Annotated in this window: 21 protein-coding genes and 3 pseudogenes; 9 read left to right on the forward strand and 15 right to left on the reverse strand. The window is 69.1% G+C overall.

All coding sequences use genetic code 11. The annotated features are described in order from the left end of the window. The coding region (locus CV755_RS01860) for a tellurite resistance/C4-dicarboxylate transporter family protein (RefSeq protein ID WP_241560909.1) at positions 1-662 on the reverse strand (662 nt) is incomplete at its 3' end. Between the two features lie 239 nt (positions 663-901). On the opposite strand from CV755_RS01860, the gene CV755_RS01865 reads away from it, so the two are divergent. The 5 genes and pseudogenes from CV755_RS01865 (at position 902) to CV755_RS01880 (ending at position 5,044) form a co-directional block, all read left to right on the forward strand. After that, complete coding sequence (locus CV755_RS01865) at positions 902-2,203, forward strand: phosphatase PAP2 family protein (RefSeq protein ID WP_109278357.1); 1,302 nt, start codon at positions 902-904, stop codon at positions 2,201-2,203. A 180-nt stretch (positions 2,204-2,383) separates the two neighbouring features. Further along, positions 2,384-2,737, forward strand: a complete 354-nt coding sequence (locus CV755_RS01870; RefSeq protein ID WP_109278358.1) for a thioredoxin family protein — start codon at positions 2,384-2,386, stop codon at positions 2,735-2,737. Positions 2,738-2,894: 157 nt separating this feature from the next. Then, positions 2,895-3,308 (forward strand): hypothetical protein, encoded by a 414-nt coding sequence (locus CV755_RS34035; protein ID WP_153068552.1) that lies wholly within the window; start codon positions 2,895-2,897, stop codon positions 3,306-3,308. Then, a pseudogene (locus CV755_RS01875) lies at positions 3,281-3,674 on the forward strand (transposase); the annotation flags it as partial. The gene CV755_RS34035 and the pseudogene CV755_RS01875, both read left to right, overlap by 28 nt. A gap of 140 nt (positions 3,675-3,814) precedes the next feature. Then, complete coding sequence (locus CV755_RS01880; protein ID WP_193553332.1) at positions 3,815-5,044, forward strand: MFS transporter; 1,230 nt, start codon at positions 3,815-3,817, stop codon at positions 5,042-5,044. Between the two features lie 340 nt (positions 5,045-5,384). Here the strand turns inward: CV755_RS01880 and CV755_RS01885 are convergent, their stop codons facing one another. After that, positions 5,385-6,002 carry a methyltransferase family protein gene (locus tag CV755_RS01885; protein WP_109278359.1) on the reverse strand — a complete coding sequence of 206 codons (618 nt, stop codon included), beginning with the start codon at positions 6,000-6,002 and terminating at the stop codon, positions 5,385-5,387. Between the two features lie 298 nt (positions 6,003-6,300). On the opposite strand from CV755_RS01885, the gene CV755_RS01890 reads away from it, so the two are divergent. Both CV755_RS01890 and CV755_RS01895 read left to right on the forward strand, forming a co-directional pair. Further along, positions 6,301-7,605: an FAD-dependent oxidoreductase gene (locus tag CV755_RS01890; protein ID WP_109278360.1), complete on the forward strand. Its 1,305-nt coding sequence runs from the start codon at positions 6,301-6,303 to the stop codon at positions 7,603-7,605. A 224-nt stretch (positions 7,606-7,829) separates the two neighbouring features. Then, positions 7,830-8,192: a peptidoglycan-binding domain-containing protein gene (locus tag CV755_RS01895; RefSeq protein WP_241560910.1), complete on the forward strand. Its 363-nt coding sequence runs from the start codon at positions 7,830-7,832 to the stop codon at positions 8,190-8,192. A gap of 493 nt (positions 8,193-8,685) precedes the next feature. Here CV755_RS01895 and CV755_RS01900 read toward each other — a convergent pair whose 3' ends face one another. The 3 genes and pseudogenes from CV755_RS01900 to CV755_RS01910 form a co-directional block, all read right to left on the reverse strand. Then, entirely contained in the window at positions 8,686-8,982 is a 297-nt protein-coding gene (locus CV755_RS01900; RefSeq protein ID WP_109278362.1) for an SH3 domain-containing protein, read from the reverse strand. Positions 8,983-9,191: 209 nt separating this feature from the next. Next, positions 9,192-9,458 (reverse strand): annotated as a pseudogene (locus tag CV755_RS01905) (MFS transporter); the annotation flags it as partial. Positions 9,459-9,514: 56 nt separating this feature from the next. Next, a protein-coding gene (locus CV755_RS01910; protein WP_422070496.1) for an IS5 family transposase occupies positions 9,515-10,437 on the reverse strand; the annotation gives its coding sequence in 2 pieces (ribosomal slippage) (positions 9,515-10,039 and positions 10,042-10,437; 921 coding nt in all). A 69-nt stretch (positions 10,438-10,506) separates the two neighbouring features. Here CV755_RS01910 and CV755_RS35710 point away from each other — a divergent pair. Next, positions 10,507-10,647: pseudogene (locus CV755_RS35710) on the forward strand (LysR family transcriptional regulator); the annotation flags it as partial. A gap of 86 nt (positions 10,648-10,733) precedes the next feature. Here CV755_RS35710 and CV755_RS01920 read toward each other — a convergent pair. The 8 genes from CV755_RS01920 to CV755_RS01955 form a co-directional block, all read right to left on the reverse strand. After that, complete coding sequence (locus tag CV755_RS01920; protein WP_109278363.1) at positions 10,734-11,219, reverse strand: VOC family protein; 486 nt, start codon at positions 11,217-11,219, stop codon at positions 10,734-10,736. Positions 11,220-11,392: 173 nt separating this feature from the next. Beyond that, entirely contained in the window at positions 11,393-12,250 is an 858-nt protein-coding gene (locus CV755_RS01925; protein WP_241560911.1) for an endo alpha-1,4 polygalactosaminidase, read from the reverse strand. 102 nt (positions 12,251-12,352) lie between these two features. Further along, positions 12,353-13,297 (reverse strand): DMT family transporter, encoded by a 945-nt coding sequence (locus CV755_RS01930; RefSeq protein WP_109278365.1) that lies wholly within the window; start codon positions 13,295-13,297, stop codon positions 12,353-12,355. After that, entirely contained in the window at positions 13,297-14,823 is a 1,527-nt protein-coding gene (locus tag CV755_RS01935) for an acyl-CoA dehydrogenase family protein (RefSeq protein ID WP_241560957.1), read from the reverse strand. The genes CV755_RS01930 and CV755_RS01935 overlap by 1 nt, the downstream gene beginning before the upstream one ends. Before the next feature lie 47 nt (positions 14,824-14,870). Beyond that, positions 14,871-15,251, reverse strand: a complete 381-nt coding sequence (locus CV755_RS01940) for an acyl-CoA thioesterase (RefSeq protein WP_109278367.1) — start codon at positions 15,249-15,251, stop codon at positions 14,871-14,873. 379 nt (positions 15,252-15,630) lie between these two features. Beyond that, positions 15,631-16,773: an alpha-hydroxy acid oxidase gene (locus CV755_RS01945; RefSeq protein WP_109278686.1), complete on the reverse strand. Its 1,143-nt coding sequence runs from the start codon at positions 16,771-16,773 to the stop codon at positions 15,631-15,633. A gap of 114 nt (positions 16,774-16,887) precedes the next feature. Further along, positions 16,888-17,247 carry an SH3 domain-containing protein gene (locus tag CV755_RS01950; protein WP_109278368.1) on the reverse strand — a complete coding sequence of 120 codons (360 nt, stop codon included), beginning with the start codon at positions 17,245-17,247 and terminating at the stop codon, positions 16,888-16,890. Positions 17,248-17,369: 122 nt separating this feature from the next. Further along, positions 17,370-18,236: a helix-turn-helix transcriptional regulator gene (locus CV755_RS01955; protein ID WP_109278369.1), complete on the reverse strand. Its 867-nt coding sequence runs from the start codon at positions 18,234-18,236 to the stop codon at positions 17,370-17,372. 198 nt (positions 18,237-18,434) lie between these two features. On the opposite strand from CV755_RS01955, the gene CV755_RS01960 reads away from it, so the two are divergent. Continuing rightward, positions 18,435-19,211, forward strand: coding sequence for an SDR family oxidoreductase (locus CV755_RS01960; protein WP_109278370.1), 777 nt, complete (start codon positions 18,435-18,437; stop codon positions 19,209-19,211). A 34-nt stretch (positions 19,212-19,245) separates the two neighbouring features. Here the strand turns inward: CV755_RS01960 and CV755_RS34040 are convergent, their stop codons facing one another. Together CV755_RS34040 and CV755_RS01965 are read right to left on the reverse strand one after the other, a co-directional pair. Beyond that, positions 19,246-19,434 (reverse strand): hypothetical protein, encoded by a 189-nt coding sequence (locus tag CV755_RS34040; RefSeq protein WP_153068553.1) that lies wholly within the window; start codon positions 19,432-19,434, stop codon positions 19,246-19,248. Further along, the gene (locus CV755_RS01965) at positions 19,431-23,042 is read right to left on the reverse strand and encodes a hypothetical protein (protein ID WP_153068554.1); all 3,612 of its coding nucleotides are present in this window, start codon (positions 23,040-23,042) and stop codon (positions 19,431-19,433) included. Before CV755_RS01965 ends, CV755_RS34040 begins: the two co-directional genes overlap by 4 nt. Between the last annotated feature and the right edge of the window lie 45 nt (positions 23,043-23,087).

Genomic DNA, 23,087 nt, shown 5'->3' on the forward strand with positions numbered 1-23,087 from the left:
ATGGCCGCCATCGCGAGCATGCCGAGGAACACCAGGGCCCAGAGCGCCAAGGCGGCCCATGACCCGGCGGCGCCGATCGCTGCCATCCAGTCCCAGCGGCCCGCCCGGGCCAGTTCCCGGGTCGCGGCCCCGTACATGCCCACCGGAAACACCAGGCTCCACAGGCTCGCCTCGTACCGCAGCGGCACATGGCGCAACAGGTGCCGCCAGAAGCCCAGGGCCAGCAGCAGCGGGATCAGCCAGGTGCAGAACGACCACAGGGCGGTGGACAGCCCGAGGACGACCGGCCGGGGCAGCAGCTGGCTGCCGGGGGGCGTCCGGAGGGTCCGCGCGCCGGCCAGCACGGTGATCGCCGCGGCGCCCATAAAGATCCAGTAGGGAGTGACCAGCTCCGTGGGCGCCACCGGCTCCAGCAGGAGCCTGGCCGGCGCCAGCGCGGCGATCAGCAGGTACTGCACGAGCCCGACGGCCCAGCAGACCGCGGCCAGGCCGCCCAGCGCCGGACCGTTGGCATGCCGGCCCAGCGAGGCGGCTGCCACCGCCAGGGACACAATGCCGGTGGCCATGACGAAGGCGAACGCCCCCGGAGTGAGATCCCGCACCGTCTCGGCAAGCACCTTCCGCCAGGCGCCGGGTGGCCGGCCGGACTCCACGGCCCTCATCCGGTCACCACCTTGTCCTCCGCCGCATCCCCGTCGAGTCTCCGTCACTCGGGCCGCACTCGCCTCCGCACCGCACTCCCGCCCAGGGGCTCCACCGGAGCTCCGCATGCCCGACGAACCCCACCCGCGCCAACTCCGATAGCATGATCGCTCACGACGATCGCCCTGAATCCAACAAATCGGCTGAGAAATTGATACCTATAACATCGCGGTTGTTTTCGCGAATAAACTGCAGAAATATGCTCGCCGCGTGGCGTCGGCCGCGGGCGATTCTGTGGACCATTGCGGGTGTGGTGACCCTTGGATTTCTCATCGCACTCGAGATCACCGCGCGCCGCTACGGCCAGCCGGGGCCGATCACCAACCAGGCCCGGGAGGTGATTTTCGGCCCGAAATCCGGCCCTCTGCTGTACGCCGGCATGGCATTGATGATGGTGGTGCTCACCTGGCGGCAACGGCTTGTCGCGGCCTGCTTCGCGGTCGGCATCGACCTCGTTTTTCTCATGGTGCGGTGGGCGGCCGGTGCCAGGCTGAATTTCGGCAATGGCGCGTTGTGGGTGATTCTCGGCTGTGCGGTCATCGCGATCACCCGGCGCACCGGCCGGGAGCGCGTTCTGCTGCTGAAGGGCGTCGGACTGGGCCTGCTGCTGGTGGCCGGCCGTAAGACCGGGGACACCTGGCTGCTCATCACGGCCAAGACCCGCCCGACGGTACTCGACCAGTACACGGCGGTGGCCGATCATGCACTGGGCGAACCCTCATGGCTGGCGGGCCGGCTCCTCAGGGCGTCCGGGCCGGTCGGCAGCCACCTTCTCCATCTGGTCTACGGGCAGATCGCGGTGGCCGCGATCGTCATCGCGCTGTACCAGCTGCGCAATGTGTCAGCCGAGCGCCGCTTCCCGCGCCATCATCTGGTGCGCACCTTTCTGCTGATCGGTCTGCTCGGACCGGGCATCTACATGCTCTTCCCGACGGTCGGACCGATCTTTGTCTACGCCAACGACGGCGGGCACTGGGCACTGGCCAACCTGTGGCCCAACACTCCGCCGCCGGTCAGTACCCCGCACCACATGCCCTTCGACGGGTTCACCCCGCGCAACTGCATGCCCAGCCTGCACACGGCATGGGCCACCGCGATCTTCATTCATTCCCGCCAGGCTTCGCGCTTTTTGCGGTACGCGGGTGCCTTCTGGCTGGTCGCCACCCTCGGCGCAACGCTGGGATTCGGCTACCACTACGGTGTCGATCTCGTTGCGGGTGTGGTTTTCGCCCTCACCATCGAGGCAGGAGTGCGCGCCTTCGACCGCGGCTGGGACCGGCAGGGAATTCAGCTGGTCGTTTACGGAACAACGGTATTTGTCGCGCTTCTGATTTCCTATCGATATCTGCCGATGCAGATGGCCGAATACCCGTGGATTGCGGGGCCGCTGCTCCTTATGGCGATGACCTCGGTGATCCGCGGCTATCTGCGGTTCACCAAGCCTGCGGAGCCGAAGCCCGTGCCGGTGCAGCAGCCGGAGCCACAGCCCGAACTGGTCTGACGCGCGGCGATCGTCCGACCGCTGCCTCCGGCCCGCTGCGTCCGGCCGGCCGGAGGCGGCGGCCGAGCCGCTCCTTGTGCGCATGCGTGCCGAGGCGACTCATGGAACCGTGGTTGCCGAGCGTCCACGGTCTGCGGAAGCAGGCAGAAGGCCGGACGTCCGCCGAGGGATCGGAGAGCCATGGCCGTCCTCCCCCTGACGAACCTGACGGAGTACGAAGAAGCCATCGCCAGGGACAAACCGGTGGTGGTGAGCTTCTGCGCGACCTGGGCACCTCGCTGCCGGGTCATCACCCCGGTCTTCCGGAGGCTGTCGGAACTGCCCGAGTTCGCGGCCACCGTTGGTTTCCACAGCGTGGACCTGGATGAGGCGGCCGATGTCGCGCAGAAGGCGGGCGTCGGCCCTGTACCCGTCTTTATGGTCTTCTGCCATGGCACCAGGCTCTCCGAGGTCGTCGCTCCCGGGCCGGAGGCCCTGCGCGAGCTGGTCGCCTGGGCGAGTACCACCGGAGACGACCGGCCGGACGACGGCTGAGCACCCCGGGGACCGGCGGTGTTTCCGGCGAACGGCTCCATACCGTGCCCCGTCCCCTCCTACACGGTCGTCATCCCGACCCTGGGCCGACCACACGGCCGGCTGTCTGCGGGCCCTGGCCGAGGGCCGGGGCCCGCCGCCCCGCCGCATTGTGCTGGTGGACGACCGGCCGCTGGGCGTCTGCACTCCCCTGCCCGTGGCCGTCCTGCACTCCCTGCGCGGCATTGTCGAGACCGTTTCCGGCTGCGCGGCCGGCCCGGCCGCCGCTCGCAATGCGGGATGGCGCGGCGCGGAAGAGCAGTGGACCGTCTTCCTTGACGAGAAGGTGCTGCCTGGACCCACCTGGCCGGCCGAGCTCGCCGCCGAGCTCGCGGCGGCGGGCCCCCGGACGGCCGCCGTCCAGGCACGGCTCACCGACCGGGAGGGTACGGCCGTGGGTCCGGGCGCCGCGGGGGACGGCCGCCGACCTGGCCTGCCGGCGGACGGCCCTGGAGGCGGCCGGCAGGTTCGACGAACGCTTCGCCCGCGCCTGTTACCGGCGGGCACGGCATGCCGCTCGCGGTCCTGCTGACCAGCGGCAACCGCAACGACGTCACTCAGTTGCTGCCGCTGCTCGATGCGATCCCGCCGGTCCGCGGCCGGATCGGCCATCCCCGCCGCAAGCCGGACTCGCTGTTTGCCGACCGCGGCTACGACCACGACATCTACCGCGACCAGGTCCGCGCCCGCGGCATCGTGCCCGCGATCGCCCGCCGCGGGATTCCGGCACGGCACGGGACTGGGCACCTACCACTGGGTCGTGGAGAGGAGCTTTGCGCGGCTGCACGGCTTCCGATGTCTGCGCATCCGATGGGAACGGCGAGCCGACAGCCACGAAGCGTTCCTCAAATTTGCCTGCTGCCTCATCACCCACCGACAACTCAACTCACTGTGTTGACCGTTGTAAGTGCCATTGCCCTGGCAAGAATGCGACATCAACCGCGGAGCGCGAGGGTGCTGTCGTAGTTCTGCCAGCCGACCGGGGACACCGCCTGCTGAGCTGTTCGCCAACACACTGCCCATCACAGGACGGAACTCATGTCCTCCACCACTACCAACCCGGTCGGCGGCGCAGCTCTGCCGACCCGATCGCCGCTGATCGGCTGGCTGGCCGTGGTCTCGGTGATGCTGGGAATCTTCGCCATTGTCACCACTGAAATCCTGCCCATCGGTCTGCTGACCTCGATCGGCTCCAGTTTCACCATCTCCGATGGTGTGGCCGGGCTGATGATGACCATGCCGGGTTTTCTCGCGGCGGTCTCCGCTCCTCTGGTCACTGTGGCCACGGCACGCATCGACCGTCGCCTGATGCTATGCGTCTTCATGCTCCTGCTGGCCCTGGCGAATTTCCTTGCTGCTGCGGCGCCCGACTACTGGCTCGTGCTGGTCTCCAGGGTCATGGTGGGGATCACGATCGGTGGGTTCTGGTCGATAGGCGCTGGGCTGGCCGAACGGTTGGTGCCGCCGACCTCGGTCAGCAGGGCAACCGCCGTGATCTTCTCCGCTGTCCCATTGGGATCCGTCCTCGGAGTACCGACCGGCACCCTCCTCGGGGATCTCGCCGGGTGGCGTATCGCATTCGCGGTCATGGGTGCGCTGACGGTCGGGGTACTGATCATGCTGTTCCTGGTCGCGCCCCCGTTACCTCCCGTCCAGGCCACCCAGCTGAGCGATCTCAGGGGCATGTTCCGCAGTAGCAACACCCGCTTCGCGCTCCTGCTGACGTTCCTGATCGTGGTCGCCCACTTCGGGACCTACACCTATGTGACGCCGTTCCTGGAACGGGTCACCCATGCCGGCGACGGCCTGATCACCACGTTCCTGTTGGTCTACGGCGCTGCCGGTATCCTCGGCAACTTTCTCGGGGGTGCTCGAGTGGCACGGTATCCGCGGACGGTCTTCGGACTTGCGGCCGGACTCATTGCAGCGGCGACTCTTCTGCTTCCCATGGTGGGCCGCTGGGCGGCGGGTGCTGTTGCCCTGCTGATCGTGTGGGGCGTCGGCTACGGCGCAGTGCCTGTCGCATCGCAGACCTGGTTTTCCAAGGCGGCGCCGTCTGTCCCCGAAGCGGCATCGGTTCTGTTCACGGCTTCCTTCCAAGCCACGATCTCCATCGGCGCGCTTCTAGGGGGGATGGTCCTGGACCGCACCTCTCCATCCGCGGTCATGGTGCTCGGCGGCTGCACTGCGCTATTCATGGTCCTGACAGCGGGAGCCCACTGCGCCAGGCGTCTCGCCTGGCCAGGAAACGCAGACGGGCCCGAGTAGTCCGGCGAGCACGGTCTCGTGACTTGCGCCTTTGTGCGGGTTTTCGGGCAGTGGGCGATCCATCCCCCTGAGGTGAATGTCTTTCCCTGCCCTGCTCCCATTCCTCCCCGCCCTCAAGGGCAGGGTCTCCTCGGAGGTACAAGGATGACCGATCGCCGCACCACGGTCGTCGTCATCACCCACAACCGCCACGAGGGCCTTCTGCATACCCTCGGCCGGCCGGCGGCTCTAGCCGGACGGCCGTCCGTCATCGTGGTGGGCAACGACTGCACCGACGGCACCACCCAAGCCGTTCGTGGGCGCCCGGCTCCCTGGCCGGTGCCGGCGGATGCGGCCTGCCCTACCTCCCACCGGCGTCCCCGCGCCGCCATACGCGCGGGACCAGCCGGGGGACGCGCCGCCGGTAATCCTCGTACGCACCCGGAAACGCCTCGGCCATCAGCTTTTCCTCAACGCTGATCTTCCACTGCGCCAGGACGACGGCCAGCAGCACGGCCACCACCCAGCCGCCGAGCAGCATCAGCAGCGCGGTGCCGATGAACATGCCGAGAATCCCGGTGTAGATGGGGTGCCGGACGATCGCATACGGGCCGTCGGTGCGCAGTTGGTGGCCCTGCTTGGCCACCGGGGTGGAAGTCCACATCCGCCCCAGGCGGATACGGGCCCAGATCGCAAAGGCGGTAGCGGCGATCAGCACGACCGCGCCGATGGCACGCAGCCACTGCACATGGACCGTAAGCGGGTCCCAAGTGCCATGCGGCAGCAGAGTGTTCACCGTCACCGCCACCGCGATCCCGGCGGCCACGCTCCACCGCTGGAGCGGCTGTCCGCGCTTGCGCACGGCCGGGGACCGGCGGGCGTTGTACAGCGCGCCGCAGACCCATACGGTCAGGAACGTCGCCCAGCAGACAATGTCGGTCGTCAACGCGATATGGCGCCACTGCGCATCGGTCATCATCGCTCACCCCCTTGGGCCGGTACGGGCCGCACTGCCGCCGCCGGCTCTGCCCATGAGACGCGGCGGTATACGGACAGGTTGCCGTGGAGTACGACATACCGGATGCATGGGCGCACCGGCCGTCGCGTTCCCTGGGCAGCGCCGGGCCGATGGGGCGTCCGGTGGCCGCGAGTTGATCGCCGCACCACACACACGGTTGACTCCTCACGACCAATCGATGGCACGGCTCACCTGCCCGACAGGGCAGTTGGCCCGCGCCGCCAGGTGCCGCCAGGTGCCGCTGGACAAAGGAGAGCCGATGAGGCGAGCAGTCGTCCTGGGAGGAAGCATCGCCGGCCTGGGCGCGGCCCGGGTACTGAGCGAGCACGCCGACGAGGTCGTCATCGTGGAGCCGGACGAACTGAGCGCGTCCTCACCGGTGAGACCCGGCGTCCCGCAGGGCAGCCAGGTGCATGCGGTGCTGAGCATGGGCTCTGACTTGCTGGAGCGCTGGCTGCCGGGCCTGACCGACGAGTTGGCCGCCGAAGGCGCGATACCCGGTTACGGCGACCGTATCGAGCACTATGTGGACGGTGTCCGCAAAGTCGGTGTCCCCTCGGAATACACCATCGGCCTGACCCGCCCCCTGCTCGAAACCCACGTCCGCCGCCGGGTTCTGGCGGCGGAAGGAGTGCGGCTGGTGCGGGGCCGGGCCCTGGCCCTGGTTGCCGAGGGCGAGCGAGTCACGGGGGTGGAATATGTGCCCCATGACACCCAGGAGCCCCGGACCCTGGCGGCGGACCTGGTGGTGGACGCCACCGGCCGCGGCACCCGGCTCGACCGCTGGCTGTCCGCGGCCGGCTGGACTCCGCCCGCCCTGGAACGGATGAACCTGCAACTGGGTTATGCCACCGCCCTGTTCAAGAGCGGCGAGGAGCTGCCTGGCCTCAACGTTGTGCAGGCGATCTCAACTCCCCAGGGTCCGTACCGGGATTCCTTCGCCGCGGTGCGGGTGGAGGGACGCCGATGGATGGTCGTGCTGTCCGCCTATGGCGAGGACCGCCCGACGCGCGACCGGGAAGAGTTCCTACGGCGCTGCGGGGCCGCTCCCGTTCCGCCGATAGCCGAGATCGCCCAACAGTGCACCCTGGAGGGTGAGGTGGCGACCTACACCATGGCCGACAGCCGCCGACGGCACTTCACCGCCCTTTCCCGCTTCCCGGCCGGGCTGGTCGCCGTCGGCGATGCCGTGGCCTCCTTCAACCCCGTCTACGGCCAGGGCATGACCAGCGCGCTGCTCCATGCCTCCTGCCTGTCGGCCCACCTGCGCTCAGGAGCCCCGCTCAACGAACCGGCCTGGGACTACTTCCGCCGGGTGCAGGTCATCGTGGACGCGGCCTGGGGCATCTCCACCCTCCTGGACCTCGCCCTGCCGCACGTTGACGGCCCGTACCCCAGGGGCTACCGGTTCGCCCGCTGGTACAGCGAACAGCTCGGCCGGGCCACCTTCACCGACCCCGGCCTGCACCGGCTCTTCCTGGAAGTCGCCCATATGCGCAAACACCCGCGTGTGCTCAGCCGCCCGGCAACCATGCTGGCAGTGGCCCGCACCCTGCTGGGGTAAGGCGCCCTACGGACGTCCGCCGGTGAACGGGGTGGCGCACCCCTGCTGTCCAGGAAGGCACCGGCGCCCCTGCCGCATGGGTTTACCCCCTGCATCGCTCGTTTGACGACGCACGGGCGGCGCGAGCGTAGATTCACGCCGACCGGCGCGCCGAACGGCGCGCCACCACCGGGAGGGAACCAGCCATGCCCCGAACCACCCTTGCCCATAGGCTCGCCATAAGCGTGTCGGCACTCGCCGTCACAGCCGCCGGCGCCTTCGCCATGGCCCCATCGGCAACGGCCGCGCCCCGCGCGCTCACCTCGGCGAGCACCGCCGGCCGACAGGCCCAGGCGGTCCATGTCCTCGCCCTCTACTGCGGCTATGACAGCCACAACACCTATGCCTCACGCGGTGACCGGGGACCGAAGGTCAAGGAGATCCAGTGTCTGCTGGAGAAGTGGGCCTATGACATCGGCCCATCGGGCGTGGACGGTGTTTTCGGCGCGGACACCGAGAACGCGGTCAAGGAGTTCCAGTCCGATGAGGGGCTGCGTGCGGATGGCATCGTAGGCCCCAACACCTGGCGGAAGCTGCGCTATACCTGATCTGCCCGGCAGGCGGCGGCGGTTGGGGCCCGGAGGGCTTGGGCCCCCGCCGGAACCCGTCACCGGGGGCGGCTTGGCCCAACAGCCGTCGGACAGGCCCGGATCGGGCCCCGAGCTGCCGAAACGCGACCGGCGGACTCCCCGGACCACGAGAGATCCGTTCTGCCGGTACGGGGCGGAGTGCCGTACCGGCGATCAGGTTGGCGGTGGCCTCATGCCCGGCGATCAGCAGCGGGCTGGGGGTGACTGACCCGTAGTGCCAAGGCGTCCATGGGGCCGCCCCGTTCGCGCCCGTACAACAAGTCGGACCACGGGTCGGGCACGCCAAATTTCATACCGCTCTTCCCCGCCCTGGAGTTGCCCGGGCCCAACCCCCGGGTGAGGCAGCGCGAGCGGGCACCGAGGACGGGCCTTCTGCCGTGGTACGCCGATCAGTTGGCAGGGAGCCTCGCCCTCGTCACTCACCGGACCCGCGCAGCCGGTTGCCGTCCAATCACCCGGCGCTCTCCCCGGCGGGCTCACCCGATTCGGCTGAGGCGACGTCACGGCAGTAGGGCACATCCCCGGTATTGCGCACATAGCGGGCCGCCACCCATGCCTGGCGCTCCCGCAACAGGTACCAGATGTCATTGCCGTCAATGTTCTGCGCCCGCACCTTGCAGCGCAGGGCCACCTCCGCGTTGTGCCCGAGGTGGCCGACCACGGCGGAATCGGTGCTGGGGTACTCGCGTTCATTGACCCCGGTGGGACTGACCACGGTGCCGTAGGGCTGCTGGGGCGTTGCCGGCATTTCCGCCTCCGTCGGTGGTGAGCTCTCAACTGGCCGGTGCGGCCCCGCCGTTCAGCTCCCCGGCCGCCCGGCCTTGAACCTATCGCGCCCGCGCGAAGCATGGGGCGCCTACGCCGGGGCGTAGGAGAGGCATATGGGCGCACGACCTTGCCCGTTTAAAAGCGGCAGCCAATAAGAGCGGCAGCCCTTGCCGCGACGGCACTTCGCTGTCAGACGACGCCCGCCGCCTCCTCCCTCGCCTCCCGGGTCGCGCCCTGGCGCCGGGGCAGCAGCAGCGGGGTGGCCGGCAGCAGGACTCCGGCGGCCGTGATCGCCGTGCGGGCCCCGATGGCGGCGGCGAGCAGGCCCCAGAGGGCGGTCATGGTGGCGATGGCGGCGCTGCTGCTGACCGACCAGGCCGACAGGGTGCGGGCGACCCGGTCGGAGCCGGTGTGCTCAAGCCGGTAGGTGGCCGGCACCGGGCCGTACAGACCGCAGTGCGGGTGGTACGGGCCTTCGACGAGCCCATCCAGCTCCTCACCGGGCCGGACCACTAGGCAGTGTCTGATGGCTCTTTGGTGAGGTCGCGGAGCCAGATCACGATGGCTGCGGTGGCCAGAGTGCCGTGGAAGATGTAGTCGCGTTTGTCGTATCTGGTCGCGACGGCCCGGTGCTGTTTCAGTTTGCTGACGCAGCGTTCCACGGTGTTGCGAAGGCGGTACTGGGCCTGGTCGAAGGCCGGAGGGCGTCCTCCGGCCCGGCCTCGCCGGAGGCGGTTGGCCCGCTGGTCGTCCGGTTCGGCGATCGTGGCCTTGATATGGCGTTGTCGCAGGTAACTGCGGTTGGCGCGGCTGGAGTAGGCCTTGTCGCCGCGGGCCCGGTCCGGGCGGGTGCGCGGGCGCCCGGTCCCGGTGCGTGCCACGTTCAGGGCCTGCATCAGCGGGATGAACATGGGGCTGTCCCCGCGCTGGCCGGGTGAGGTCAGCCAGACCAGGGGCCGGCAGCGGTCGTCGGCCAGCAGGTGGACCTTGCAGGTCAGTCCGCCCCGGGAGCGTCCCAGGGCCTCACGCCCCTCCGCATCCTCACGGGCGCCGCCCCTTTTTGCGGGTGGTCGGCCGGGGGCCGGCGGGGTGCCCCGGCCGCGTGCTGGTGGGCCCGGCAGGTGGTGGAATCGGCGTTGACGGCCCAGGAGCCGTCCGCATCCCGGGCGGTGGCGTCGGCGTCTGCTTGCAGTGCGCGCAGGATCTTCGACCAGGTGCCGTCGGCCGACCAGCGGCGGTGGCGCTCGTACACGGTCTGCCAGGGACCGTAGCGTTCGGGCAGGTCACGCCAGGGAATCCCGGTCCGGGTTCGGTAGAGCACTCCGTTGACCACCGTGCGGTGATCGGCCCACCGCCCACCCGGCCCACCTACTTCAGGCAGCAGCGGAGCGATACGTTCCCATTGAGCGTTGGTCAGTTCATGCCGCCGCACCATGCAAGGCTCCTGCCCGCAACGGCGACAGATCCACCGCACAGGCAAGAGCCATCAGACACTGCCTAGCCGGCCGCCGCCCGCGGGGTCAGGCCGGCCGGGCTCGTCGGGCACCGGATCTGGATGCCGGGCATCGTTCCCGGTACCGAGTGGGCCGCCTACTATGACGCCCTTGCCGCCGCCTTTGGGCTTACCATCGAGGTCACCGGCCCGGGCCCGCCGGAACCCGCCCGCCGGCTCCTGAGGGCCGGGCGGATGCCGTCAGCCCCTCGGAGCTGTCGGCCGCCCGGCCCGCTCGTTCACTCTCCTTCGTAGGCGGACCTCAGCCCCTGCACATCGATCTTCTTCATGCCGAGCATGGCCTGCATCGCGCGAGCGGCCCCCTCCTTGTCGGGGCCACCGAGGATCTCCGGCAGCTGGCGCGGAACGATCTGCCAGGACAGCCCGTACTTGTCCTTCAGCCAGGCACACGGGCCCTCTTGGCCGCCGTCCGCGGTGAGGGCCGACCAGAAGCGGTCAACTTCCTCCTGCCCGTCGCAGTCCACCGACAGGGAGACGGCCTCATTGAAGGTGAACCCCCGGTCGCCGCCGTTGAGCGCGACAAACTGCTGGCCCGCCAGCTCGAAGACCACGGTCATGACCGTGCCGGGCTTGCCGGGGCTGTCCTCGGTGTAGAGGGTCTTGTCCACGATGCGGGAGTCGCCGCCGAAGACGGAGACATAGAACTCCGCCGCCTCCTCGGCCTGGTCCGTGAACCACAAAAAGGTCGTGATCTTCTGCTTCATCCGTGCGGTCATGTCTGAGCCTTTCTGAGCTGCCCGAGCCGTGGGGCCGAGGACGAGCGCTCGTCTCCGGTAGCTCTTCCTCGACGGCATGACCGCATCGTCCCAGCGGCAGGCGGTGTCTGTAAGCAGAACGGCCGGTGTCGTCCCGCCCGGACCGGCCCGGATCCGCTCTTTCAGCAGGATTCGAAGACATAGCCCGCACTGCCCGCCGGGCTGACCTCCCGGTCGCGCAGGGTGATGGACAATTCGCTGCCCCAGGCCTGGCAGGCGGCGGTGAAGTCCTTCTTCGCATACTCGATGTCGAAGACCTTCCCGCCGTAGGCGTCACCGAAGTCGGGGCACTCCTTGTAACGTCCGCATTCTTCGGTTACGGCGAAATCGAAGCCGATGCGGGTGCGTTGGGGCAGCAGGCCGGCGGTGTTCTTCTGGGCGACGGCCAGGTGCCGTTGGTGCGCCCGGAGGGCCAGGAGCCGGGCGAAGGCGGCCGCGTCCCGGGAGGTGAGCTTGCCTTCGGACCGCTCATAGGAATCCAGGTTGTCCGGCTCCACCGCGTCGAAGTGAGCGGCGGCACAACCGTCGATCCATGGGCCGATGACACCCATCAGGGCCTCGCGCTTGGCGGCGGTGGAGATGTCCAGCAGGGGCTCGTCCCAGTCCTTGTCGATGACCAGGTCTCCGTCGTCGTTCTTCAGCAGCAGATCGGGATGATGCTTCCGCCACCAGCCGATGGCCTCGCCGGGCTGCGACTGGAAGGCATTGACATAGCAAATGTTGTAGAGCCCGGCGGCGGGCTTGGATTCACGGTCGCGGGAGACCGCCTGCACCTTGCCCGCGGGCGGATAGGCACCGCCGAGTTGGTAGTCGAAGACGGCATTCGGACTCGGCAGCCGGACCTTCGCCGGAGTGTCGGTTCCGCCCGCCGGAGGATCGTCGTCCTGCCGCGATCCGGTAGTGGAAGCGGAACAAGCCGTGATGAGGGCCGTGCACAACACCATGGCGGCGAAAGCGGCGCGGGAAGGGAGAAGTTTCACGAAGTCACCTTATGTTCCGGCCGCTTTACGGGGCCGCCGGTGCCCTGGCCGGACCGGGACCGGCGACGGTGCGTCAGGCACCGCCACCGGTCCCCACCCCGCTCAAGTGCGGTCTGCCGCCGGCAATGAGCTGTCAGCCGCGATCACCGGGGCCCGTTCGGCGCGAGGCGGTCTGCTGCTGCGGTTGAAGGCGGTGATCGAGACCACGATGACCGCGAATCCGATGACCTCCGATACGGTCGGGCGCTGGCCCAGTACCGGCCAGGCGATCAGCCCGGCGGCGATCGGCACACCGTAGAAGTACGAGGCCACCCGGTCCGCGCTCTCCGAACGCATCAGGATGAACAGCAGGCTGAGCGCACCGATCGACACCCCCACCGACATCCATAGCTCCGAGAGCAGAAACTTCGGGGTCCACCGGATATCGCCCTTCTCAAAGAGAAGTGCTCCGGCCAGCATCACCACGGCCGATGACCCGGATTGCACACATCCATTGACCAAGGGGTGGGCACCGGGGTTCTTGACCTGGTAGTAGAACTGTCCGGTGGACAGGCCCGCCAGGCCCAGGAAACCGAAGGCGACATTGGCCGGGGTGAGCCCCGATGACGACTCCAGGCCCCGGTACACCGTGATGGCGACCCCGAGCACCCCGCCGATCAGCGACAGCACCGACAGCAGCCGGACCTTGCGCGAGGTCACGACCGACACCATCAGCCATACCAGAATGGGCTGCAGGGCGATGATCAACGCCGAGACCGCAGGCGTCATTCCGCGGTAGAGCGCGTAGAACACCCCTACCGAGAACACCCCTTGCAGCAGGATGCCGCTGAGGATGAGGTGGAGATAGCCCGAGCGCGGCCAGTCGATCCTCAAGCACATGATGAGGGCGAACAGCACAACCGCGGTCGCGCCGAACCGGATGGCCAGATAGTAGAGCGGCTCTGCATAGGGCAGGCCATAGCGGCCGCCCACAAAGCCCGATCCATAGATGGTGACAAACGCTAAGGCGATCAGCGAGACCTTGAGACTCTTGTTGGCGCCTGCCACTAGTGCACGCCTGCCTTGGAGTTGACCGTGACCATGGTGGTGTGCGCCCGCATCGCCTCCGGCTCCGCCCCGGTCCCGGCGAGCCGGCCGGCCAGCTCGTACTCATTGACCAGGGCGACGATCTCGTTCTTCAACACCGCGATCGCCTTGGGGTAGTCGGCCTCGTCCACGGCGAGCCGGGCACTGGGCGCGGCCGCCCCGGACGACTTCTGCAGCATGCTGATGCCATACATTCTGGAGAGAATGCGCCCGAGGATCACAATCCTGTCCTGGGACGGCGCATCGGTGAGATGGCTGAGATTGATGTCGGTGAGGAGGAAGAACGCGTCTTCCAGATACCCGAACCGGCCGATGAACTCCAGCGGCGACCGGAGCCCGGACTGCTGGAACCGGCGCAGGAACAGGTTCGCCAGATGCTGGCAGAGCAGGTCGTTGGTGCCATCGAAGACGGTGTAGACGCGAGCGTCGAGAAGGGCATACGCGGCGATGTTGTCCGGCGCGCCCATCCGGTACCCTTCCCCACCGCACAGTTGCTGGTAGTCGATGGCCGATTCCAGCATCAGTTCCGAGGACAGCACCTTGGTCGCCAGCGAGGCGAACATGCTGTTCTCCAGGTCCGTGTAGTAGTCCTCGTCCAGCATCAGATGCCGGTAAAGGGCGTTGCAGACAACGTAGTTCTGCCTGATGCGGCTGACCTTGTACCGCACATAGTCGATGTCGTGCAGGGTGCCGTCACCGATCTTTCTGGTGCTGACATGGCGCAGCGCTTCGGTGCTCAGCCGGCGCAGGAATCCGCTGGCCATGGCGGCCTTGCTGAACCGGGACGCGCACAGGATCTCGGCGGCGTCGCCCAGGCTCTCCCTGGTCTTGTTGAGCCGGTAGTGGCGCGGCACCCGCAGATCCAGGGTGTTCAGGCCGTATCCGAGGTTCTTCAGCCCCAGGCTGTCATAGACCTCGGTGGTCACAAATCCGCCGTCGGACCGCTTATGGGCGAAGTAGGCGAACTCCTTGCGCTCCGGGTGCTTGGCACAGACGATCCACCAGTCCGCCTGTTCGCTGAATGCCTGCCAGTGCTTGGTCCCGGTGATCCGGTACCCGTCGCCGTCCTCGTGGTAAGTGGTCTGCATCCGCGCGAGGTTGGAGCCGCTGCTCGGTTCGGTGAAGGCCAGCCCGCCGATGACGGGGTTGTCGAGGAAGTCCTCGAAGACCTCCTTCTTCAGCGCGTCATCACCGCTGGCCGCCACATTGCGGAGAAAGAGAACCGTGACGATCATTGTGTACATGCCCATGGGCAGATTGCGCTCGGACATGATCTCGATGATCTCGCACATCTCCCGATGGCTTTCCCGGCCGCCGTACTCGCGTGGGATGGCCGGCAGATATATGCCCAACTCGACCAGCTTCCGCAGGTTTTCCTTGGACAGCGGCTCCTGCGGAAGCCGCGCGCTGTCGAACTCGTCGATATTGCGCCGGAAGTTGTCCAGGAACTCGGACGAACCCAGGTCGATCAACAGGTTGCGCGACACACTCAAGGCAGTAATCCAATCTCGGCTGACACGGTTGGTCCTGGTGCTCAGAGGGCGCTCAGTTCGGCTCGCAGATGGTCCGGGATACGGGCGGTGGTCTCCCTTTCGTAGTCGAAATGGACCATGACGCAGGTGCCATGGGCGACCTCGGCACCACCCTGCTTGGCAACCTGCTCGATGGTGATCGAGGTGGTGCCGACCTTCGCCACCCTGGTCTCGATGACGACGTCATCGGACGCGAAGATCTGCCGGGTGAAGTCAATCTCGTACCGGCGCAGAATGAGGGCGAGGTCCCGCATATTCGGCTCTTTGCTGAACAGCCGGAAAATGGGCAGCCGGCCGTGCTCGAACCAGACCGGTACCGCCGAGTTTGTGACATGGCCGAGCACATCGACCTCGGAGAAGCGCGGCGAAATCGTCACCTGCATGCAACCATCCCCCAGTAGCTCGCTTGTTCGATTGATCGACAGTGTCTCACCGTCCGCCTCCCATCGGGTGTGACCTCTGACACGACTGTCACCGCGTCAGAAGGCCACCGCCACAAAGCGGAACAGCTTGAACCGCATCGAACACGCCGCCCGATGCTGGGCGATGGCGGCAAAAGAAGTCAATCGAATTCGAGGGGGCCCCAACCAAGGGCGTGACACGCTCAGTTGGCGACGCGGCCGCGGAGAGGGGCGGCGCCGGCCGGGTCGGGTCAGGGCGCGGACGGGCCGTCAGGCGGCTCGCCCGGAGGGCGAACACGCGGCGCCAGTAAGGGAGTTCCCGGTAACAAGGGCCACAACACCATCGCGGGCCCCACCCGACTCAGCCGGGAAGAATACCGTCCCCGGCGATACCGGAGGCGGTGCGCCACGGTGCCGGACGCAGCAGGCTCGCGTCCACGGACGCCAGGTCGGGCCGTCCGCAGAGCGCCATGGCGGTCTCCAGCTCGGCACCCAGGATGGACAGCACATCCCGTGCGCCTTCGGCCCCCGAGACCGCCATGCCCCAGAGGACCGGCCGCCCGACCAGCACCGCCCGGGCTCCGAGCGCCAGGGCGACCATGGCATCCGAGCCGCGGCGGACACCCCCGTCGATCAGCACCTCGCAGCGCCCCGCCACGGCGGAGACCACCTCGGGAAGCGCGTCAAGTGCCGTGACGGCGCCGTCCAGTTGGCGGCCGCCATGGTTGGAGACCACGATCCCGGCCACCCCCAGCTCGGCCGCACGCGCCGCGTCCTCGGAGGTGAGTATGCCCTTCAAAACGATGGGCAGCCGGGTCAGCGAACCCAGCCAGGCCAGATCGTCCCAGGTGAAGGCCGGGTCGATGCGCCCGGCCACTCGGTGGGCCAGCTCGGTTGACGAACCGTCGGCGGGGCCCTCGGCGAAGTTGGCCGGTGCCAGCCCTGGCGGCAGGGCGAAGGTGTTCCGCAGATCCCGGGCACGGCGTGCCTGGACCGGGGCGTCCACGGTGACCACAAGTGCCTGATATCCGGCCGCCTCGGCCCTCTTGACCAGGTCCTCGCTGACGGCGCGGTCCCGGAAGACATACAGCTGCATCCACAGCGGGCCCCGGGCCACCCGCGCGATGTCTTCCAGCCGGGTGGTGGCGAAGGTGCTGACCACCATCAGCGCGCCCACCTCTCCCGCGGCACGGGCACACGCCAACTCTGCCTCAGGAGTGACCAGTCCATGGAAGGCGGTGGGGGCCACCGCGATGGGCAGGGCGACCGGGGAGCCCAGCAGCGTGGTGCGCATATCGCAGCGCGAGACATCGACCAGGACGCGCGGGCGCAGCCGGTAGTGGCGGTAACCGGCGAGGTTCTCCCGCAGCGTTGCCTCATCGCCGCTGCCGCCGTCGATGTAATCCCAGGCCGAGGGTTCGACCAGGGGACGCGCGGCAGCGTGATAGTCGTCCACCGTGACCTTGCTCCGGCCACCGGACCCGGGAGAGTTGACCTCAGACACGCTGATCACCTCATCAGGCCCCACGGGCTGCGGACAAGCCCGGTTCCGGCCAGCCGGCGGAAGAGGGCCCCGCTCCCCGTCCGGTGAGCGGAGCCCCTTCCCACCGCTTGCTTCCTACTTCTTGCAGAGCGGCACCGGCGCCAGGTTCTTCACATAACGCGCGGAGACATACCCCGGCTTGGCGGCCAGCAGATACCAGATGTCGTTGCCCAGCACATTCTGCCCGTGCTTCTTGCAGGACAGTTCGATCACCGAACCGGGCTTGAGCGCACCTAGGTACTTGGCGGAGGTCGTGGGACGCTCTCTGACCGACAACGGCTCCCTGGACACCACCTTCCCCTTCGGCGGGGCCACCACGACAGCGGTCACCGCCGAGGAACGGGCGGCCGGCGCGGCTCCGGCCGGCGCCGCCGCCACCAGCGCACCCGCCCCCGCCAGCAGCGCGGCGATCCCGATGGTCGCGCTGCGACGCATGGTCGAATTGATCACTTTTCCTCCCCCTTGAACCGAATCCACGTCAACGGGAATTACATCCAGTAAGACACCTGAGGGGGTGAAATGGTTGCAGAGCCCAGGGAGTTAAGGAGCGGCTTCGCTCATCGCGTGGACGGGGCAGGCTCCTGAGGGCCGTCAGTGGTCCAACTGCCCAGGAGCCGCAACGCTTCCGCGGTGGCGGAGCCGGGTTCGGCGTTGTAGACGCACAGGGTCTGGTCGGGGTCGCCGGGCGGCTGCAAGGCTTCATAGGAGAAGTGGAGATCGCCGACCACCGGATGGTGGTAGTGCTTGCTGCCGTGTGTACGGCGCAGCACCCGGTGATCGTTCCACCAGGTGGTGAACTCGGGTGAGAGCAGGGTGAGTTCGCCGACCAGGTCGGCCAGCCGCCGGTCATGCGGGTGGCGGCCCGCTTCCAGGCGGAGTATGGCGACCGTCTCGGCGGCGATCTTTTCCCAGTCTCCTACGCGGTCACGGGCCTGCGAATCCAGGAGGTAGTAGCGGGCCAGATTGCGCCGGGTGGCGGGGAGGGCGTCGAAGTCGGTGAGCACCTCGCGTGCCAGGCGGTTGGCGGCCAGTACATCGGTGCGCCGGCCGATGATGAAGGCGGGGACATGTTCCAGGGTCTGGAGCATGAGATACAGGCCCGGCCGCACCCGTTGCGGACCGGCGGGCGTACGGAGGGCCGGTAGCGGACGCGACAGCAGGTCGGTGAAATGCTCCCGCTCCACGGGGTCGAGCTGGAGCGCGTCGGCGAGGGCCGCCACGACCTCCTGGGACGGGTTCCCGGCGCGGCCCTGTTCCAGACGGGTGTAGTACTCGGTGCTCACGCCGGCGAGGCGGGCTACCTCGTCACGGCGCAGCCCCGGCACACGTCGGGCACGGCCGTCGCCCGCCAGCCCCGCCTGGCCGGGGGTGATACGGGCGCGCCGGGAGCGCAGGAAGTCGGTGATCTCGTTACTACGGTCCATCCGTCCAGTGTGGATCAACCTGGCGTGGCATATGCCTCCCTGGGTGGCCCTGCCAGTACCGGTCTTCCGGAGACCTGCCCGGTCAGGGCCTGCTCCGGCCCCAAAATCGGAGCTCGGGGGTGGTGTTCTTGATGAGCGGCCGATGCCAACCGGCACGGCCTCTCTTCTCCTCTCCTCTCCTTCGGAAGGTGCACCCTCATGTTCTCCAACACTCCTGCCAAGCCGCTGACCGGACGCGTGGCGGTCGTCACCGGAGCCTCCAGTGGTCTGGGCGAAGCCACCGCCGAACACCTGGCGGCGCTGGGTGCGCAGGTCGCCGTTCTGGCCCGGCGTACGGACCGGCTGGATGAGCTGGTTTCCCGGATCGTCAAGGACGGCGGCAGCGCCCTGGCGCTGGCCGTCGATGTCACCGACGCCGCCGCGGTGCGGTCGGCCGCCGACCGGGTGGCGGCCGAACTGGGCGATGCCGACCTGGTGTTCAACAACGCGGGTGTGATGCTCCCGGCCCCGATCGAGCAGCTGGCCGTCGATCAGTGGCAGCGGCAGATCGACATCAACATCGGCGGGCTGATGAATGTCATCGGCGCGTTTACCCCGCAGTTGGTGAAGGCCGCCGGTGAGCGCGGTGTGGCCGACCTCATCAACACCTCCTCGATCGCGGCGCAGAACATCTTCCCGAGCTTCGCCGTCTACTCGGGGACCAAGGCCTATGTCTCCCACCTCTCCCGTCATCTCCGTGCCGAACTGGGTGCGAAGAAGGTGCGGGTGTCGGCCCTTGAGCCGGGGATCGTGGGTACGGAGCTGCAGAGCCATGTCACCGATGACGGAGCCCTTCAGTGGCTGGAGGGCTCCAAGGAAACGATGGAGTGGCTCACCCCGCAGGACATCGCCGAGACGGTGGGCTTTATCGCCGCGCTGCCGCCGCGGGTGAATGCCCAGCAGGTGACTCTTATGCCGACTGGCCAGGCCAGCTGAGTTCCCCGGCCGTCGAGTTCCGTGCCGGGCCCCGTCAGGATCCACCGGGGCTCCGGCCGGGCCGGCCCGCGCGGCAGGCCCGGGTGCGTGGTCGGCTGCGGGCCGCCTTGGGCCGGTCGCGCAGTTCCCCGCGCCCCTGACGGAGCGCCCCGTCGTTCAAGTAGGCGGCGACGACGGTGTCATACGACTCGCGGACCGCGGCGAGGCAGGAGGGTTCGGTCATGCCCGGCCCCGGGATGACGGGTCCGACAGAGCGGCGGAGTCGCCGTCGGCGAGCAGCATCGCCACGGTGGACATGGAGTCCCAGTCGGGGTCACGCCCCGTGAGCCGCCTGACCACCCTCTCCCATGCCTCCGCGTCGCTCCCAAGGCAGGAGCGGACGAGTCCGGCGAGCTCGGCCAGTGCTGCGTCCGCCTCGGCCGGGGCGTCCGTGCGGCGCGCGGCGCTGTTGAGGTAGGCAAGCAGCTGCGCGGCCGGGGCCGCCTGGTGCAGCAGGTGGGAGCCAGTGAGTATGCCCGAGTTGAGCAGGCCGTCCAGCTGGGTGACGGGTGCGCAGTGGTAAAGGCCGGCCAGGCCGTGGCGAGCCCGGGCCCGGGTGAGTTCGCCGCCTTGGGGCAGACCGTTCGGCCCGGGCTCCCGGACCAGCGCCGGATGCCGCAGACGGAGTTCGGCGGGGACGTCCGGAAGGTTGATCAACTGCTCCCAGTGCGGCAGTGGTTCCTCCCGGTGCGCGGCTTCCAGCGCCTCCCAGTCCACGCCGACCGGTATCGCGGCCACCGCGCTCACCGCCTGCCAGGGAGCTTGGGCCCGGCGCAACTTCTTGACCAGCTTGGCCGGGGCGAGTTCACGGTCGAGCCGGGCCCGGAGCACAACGGCCGGGTCCTTGGAATCCAGCGCCTTGGCGCACAGTCCGGTGGCGGCCTGGCCCAGTGGTTCACGCCCGAGGAGTGCGGCAAGCCGGCCCGCTCCGCCGTATTGGAGCAGATGCAGACAGCCCAGGATCTGGTGGACCAGGGTCAGTTGGCTGCCCTGCCGGATGAGAATCTCCTCGATCAGATCGGGCTCGGCCGAGCACAGCCAGTGCAGGCCGCCGATCGGTGCGGAGGAGGGATCGGCGCGCAACTCGGCCAGCACACGCGCCGCAACGGGGCTCGTTCCGGCGGCCGGGCGACGGGTCCGGGCCACGATCCGGCGGGCGAGGGAAGGGTTGCCGCCGGTATGGCGCAGCAGGCTCAAGTCCACATCGGCGTCGTCGAGTTCGGCCAGCCTTTCCACCAGCCCGTGGTCAAGCCACCGGGACTGGGCGGCCAGGATCCGCAGGGCCTGGGGATCCCGGTCGGCGAGCAGTCGGTTGAAGACGGGGCGCGGGGTGTGGTCGTGGCGCAGCAGATAGGCGGCGAGCAGCCAGGGGCCATCGGGCCCGAGGCGGGGCAGGACGGCGTCGATGACCTCGGCGTCGGCCAGGCACAGCAGGGTTCCTATTGGCCAGACCCACAGGTGATTGCCGCGCTCCAGCAGTTTCAGCGCCTCGTCGGGGGTGCGCGGGCGGGGAGTGAAGGCGGATGTCGCCGGCTCTCGCAGCGGCCGGTCCACGGGCAGTGACAGCAGTTCCAGCCAGCTGGGCCCGCCCGCGCCCGGCCCGGTGCCGGGCTGCCCGGCTGACCTCCAGGCCGTCTCGGCCAGTTGGAGCCAGGCGTCGGGGTCGGTGCCGAGTTCGGTGCGCAGCAGACGGGCGAGCGCGGCCCGCCAGGCACCGGGGAAGGCGAACCGGCACCAGTCATGGGGCAGGAGCAGCATACGGCGGGCGGGCAGGAGGGCGAGCAGCTCCTCGGCGGGCAGGATGCCCTGGGTATAGGCGTGTTCGAGGAGCGTGGCGCTGGAACCCCAGCTTTCCGGGGGGTTTGCCCATACGTCCCGGCGGGTGGGGGCGGTGTGCCAGGAGCCGCCCTCGGGCGGCGTGACGCCCTGGGACGCACATGCCTGGACCAGCCATTGCGGGGTGACCAGGCCCGGGGTCTCATAACGGTCGCTGTGGGCGAGGAAGGAGAGAATGCCGGGGTCAGTGGTGAGCGGGGCGTCGGCGGGGGCGAGGGAGCGGAGGAGGTCGATGGCGGCGAGGGCGGCCCGTTCATGGGGCAGACGAGGAGCCGAGGGCGGCTCGTTCGGCTCCTGAAGCGCTGCTCCCATGCGCGGAGGGGCCTCTTCGCTTTCGGCCTCTCCGCTCCCGGCCTCGGCGCTCGTGCCGGGGTCGGCCGGGGTGGCCGTGCCTGCTTCGGTGATCAACTCCCGTACGGTACCGGTGAAGTCGGGCAGCAGGCAGTCGAGGGCGGTCCAGGTCTCGGGGCGGGTGCCGAGATGGGTGTCGGTGAGCGAGCGGAGCTCGGCCACGGCGGTCTCGTCGAGCAGGCCGCCCTCGGCGAGCTGGACGAGCGCGGCCATCGCCCTGGCAGCCGGCCGGGCAATGCGCACCAGCTGGACCGGGTCGAGCAGCCCGGCTCTGATCACGCCCTCCGCCCACCAGGCGGCGTCGTCGTCGAGCACCTCCTCGGCCAGGCGCCGTTCGGGCGGAGTGATATTCCCGGCTCGTCGGCCGTCCTTGCGCCAGGGGTCGTTGAGCACGCTCAGCCGGAAGGCCAGGCGCTGGGCATCGTCGGCCTCCTCATGGCGGGCCAGTTCCTCGCAGGCCGCGGGCATAAAGGGGCTCTTGGCGTGGGCTTCGGAGAGAAGGCGCAGATCGTGGACGTAGGGTTCGGACAGCAGGTCGCGCAGGCTGCTGGTGCCCCGGGTGGTGGCCAGGAGGTTCGGCAGCCGCCCGGGATCCTGGTAGGGCTCGCACTGCTCGCGCAGTCGGCGCAGTGCCCCGTCCGGATCGTTCGCCTCCGCCAGGGCGTTGGTGAGGGTGGTGATGACGCGGCGGCTGAGCTGCCGGGTGACGGAGGGGTCGTCCAGCATGCCTCGTACCGCCTCCGGCCCGGTGCGTTCCCAGACCCGCACCAGGGCGTACTGCTGGGCCACGCCCCTCACTCCGGCGCTCAACGCCCTGGTCACCAGCTGTGGTTCACCCGAGCCGAGCAGCGGGGTGAGCCAGGTGCGCGGCAACTCGCGCCCGGGCCGGGTGAGTTCATCGCGAAGCGTCCGGTCCAGGGGAACGGAGTCCAGCCGGTGCACCAGGGTGCGGCGCAGGGAGGGCGTGGCGCGGGGATTGCGGTAGACGGCGGCCCCTACCCGGGCATCCCCGACCGTGAGCAGCCTGGCCAGCACCCGGGTGTCCAGCCGGGGATGGCCGGCCAGGGCGGTGCGGGCACGGGAGTCGCCGTACTTGGTGACGGCGTCGATCAGCCCGGGACCGGGCAGTGTGCCGCCGGCGAGCAGCCCCTCCACCGTCCGGTCGGGCAAGGCGGCCAGCCCGCTGACCGTGTGCTCGGGCCGGGCGTACTCCATCAGCAGGCCGAGAGTGGCGTGCACGCTGCGCGGGACGGGCGAGCGGGCCGCGCCGGACGCGGCTGCCGACGCCTGCCGCGGCAGGTCGGCGAGCAGTTCGGGCAGGGTGCCCCGATGGCCGGCCAGCGCCTGGTGCAGGAGGCGCCAGCGCTCGGCGTGGCCGCCGAGATGCCGCTCCACCAGCTCACGCAGGCGGCCCGCCACCCGCTCATCGGCTCCGCCCGCCGCGGCGATGCGCGCCGCGGCCGTGCGCGCCGGGCGGGCCTCCTCCAGCACGGCGCGCACCTCGCGCTCCCTGCCCCGGGCCTCTCCCCCGCCGCCCGGCCGGCCGGCCGAGTCAAGGATGATGCGCACCAGCTGGGCGGCCGAACCGCTCTGTGATCCCCTCATGCCCGCCATGTTAGGGAGGGGGTCTGACATTCCCTCCGCCGAGCC

Origin of the sequence: Streptomyces orinoci, assembly GCF_003121295.1 — a bacterium.
GTDB lineage: Bacteria > Actinomycetota > Actinomycetes > Streptomycetales > Streptomycetaceae > Streptomyces > Streptomyces orinoci.

Excerpts from the sequence above, each read along its gene's own strand:
- CV755_RS01865 (WP_109278357.1), top strand. The coding sequence starts at position 902 with ATGCTCGCCGCGTGGCGTCGGCCGCGGGCGATTCTGTGGACCATTGCG.
- CV755_RS01870 (WP_109278358.1), top strand. The coding sequence starts at position 2,384 with ATGGCCGTCCTCCCCCTGACGAACCTGACGGAGTACGAAGAAGCCATC.
- CV755_RS01880 (WP_193553332.1), top strand. The coding sequence starts at position 3,815 with ATGTCCTCCACCACTACCAACCCGGTCGGCGGCGCAGCTCTGCCGACC.
- CV755_RS01885 (WP_109278359.1), bottom strand. The coding sequence starts at position 6,002 with ATGATGACCGATGCGCAGTGGCGCCATATCGCGTTGACGACCGACATT.
- CV755_RS01890 (WP_109278360.1), top strand. The coding sequence starts at position 6,301 with ATGAGGCGAGCAGTCGTCCTGGGAGGAAGCATCGCCGGCCTGGGCGCG.
- CV755_RS01900 (WP_109278362.1), bottom strand. The coding sequence starts at position 8,982 with ATGCCGGCAACGCCCCAGCAGCCCTACGGCACCGTGGTCAGTCCCACC.
- CV755_RS01920 (WP_109278363.1), bottom strand. The coding sequence starts at position 11,219 with ATGAAGCAGAAGATCACGACCTTTTTGTGGTTCACGGACCAGGCCGAG.
- CV755_RS01940 (WP_109278367.1), bottom strand. The coding sequence starts at position 15,251 with ATGCAGGTGACGATTTCGCCGCGCTTCTCCGAGGTCGATGTGCTCGGC.
- CV755_RS01950 (WP_109278368.1), bottom strand. The coding sequence starts at position 17,247 with ATGCGTCGCAGCGCGACCATCGGGATCGCCGCGCTGCTGGCGGGGGCG.
- CV755_RS01955 (WP_109278369.1), bottom strand. The coding sequence starts at position 18,236 with ATGGACCGTAGTAACGAGATCACCGACTTCCTGCGCTCCCGGCGCGCC.
- CV755_RS01960 (WP_109278370.1), top strand. The coding sequence starts at position 18,435 with ATGTTCTCCAACACTCCTGCCAAGCCGCTGACCGGACGCGTGGCGGTC.
- CV755_RS34040 (WP_153068553.1), bottom strand. The coding sequence starts at position 19,434 with ATGACCGAACCCTCCTGCCTCGCCGCGGTCCGCGAGTCGTATGACACC.
- CV755_RS01965 (WP_153068554.1), bottom strand. The coding sequence starts at position 23,042 with ATGAGGGGATCACAGAGCGGTTCGGCCGCCCAGCTGGTGCGCATCATC.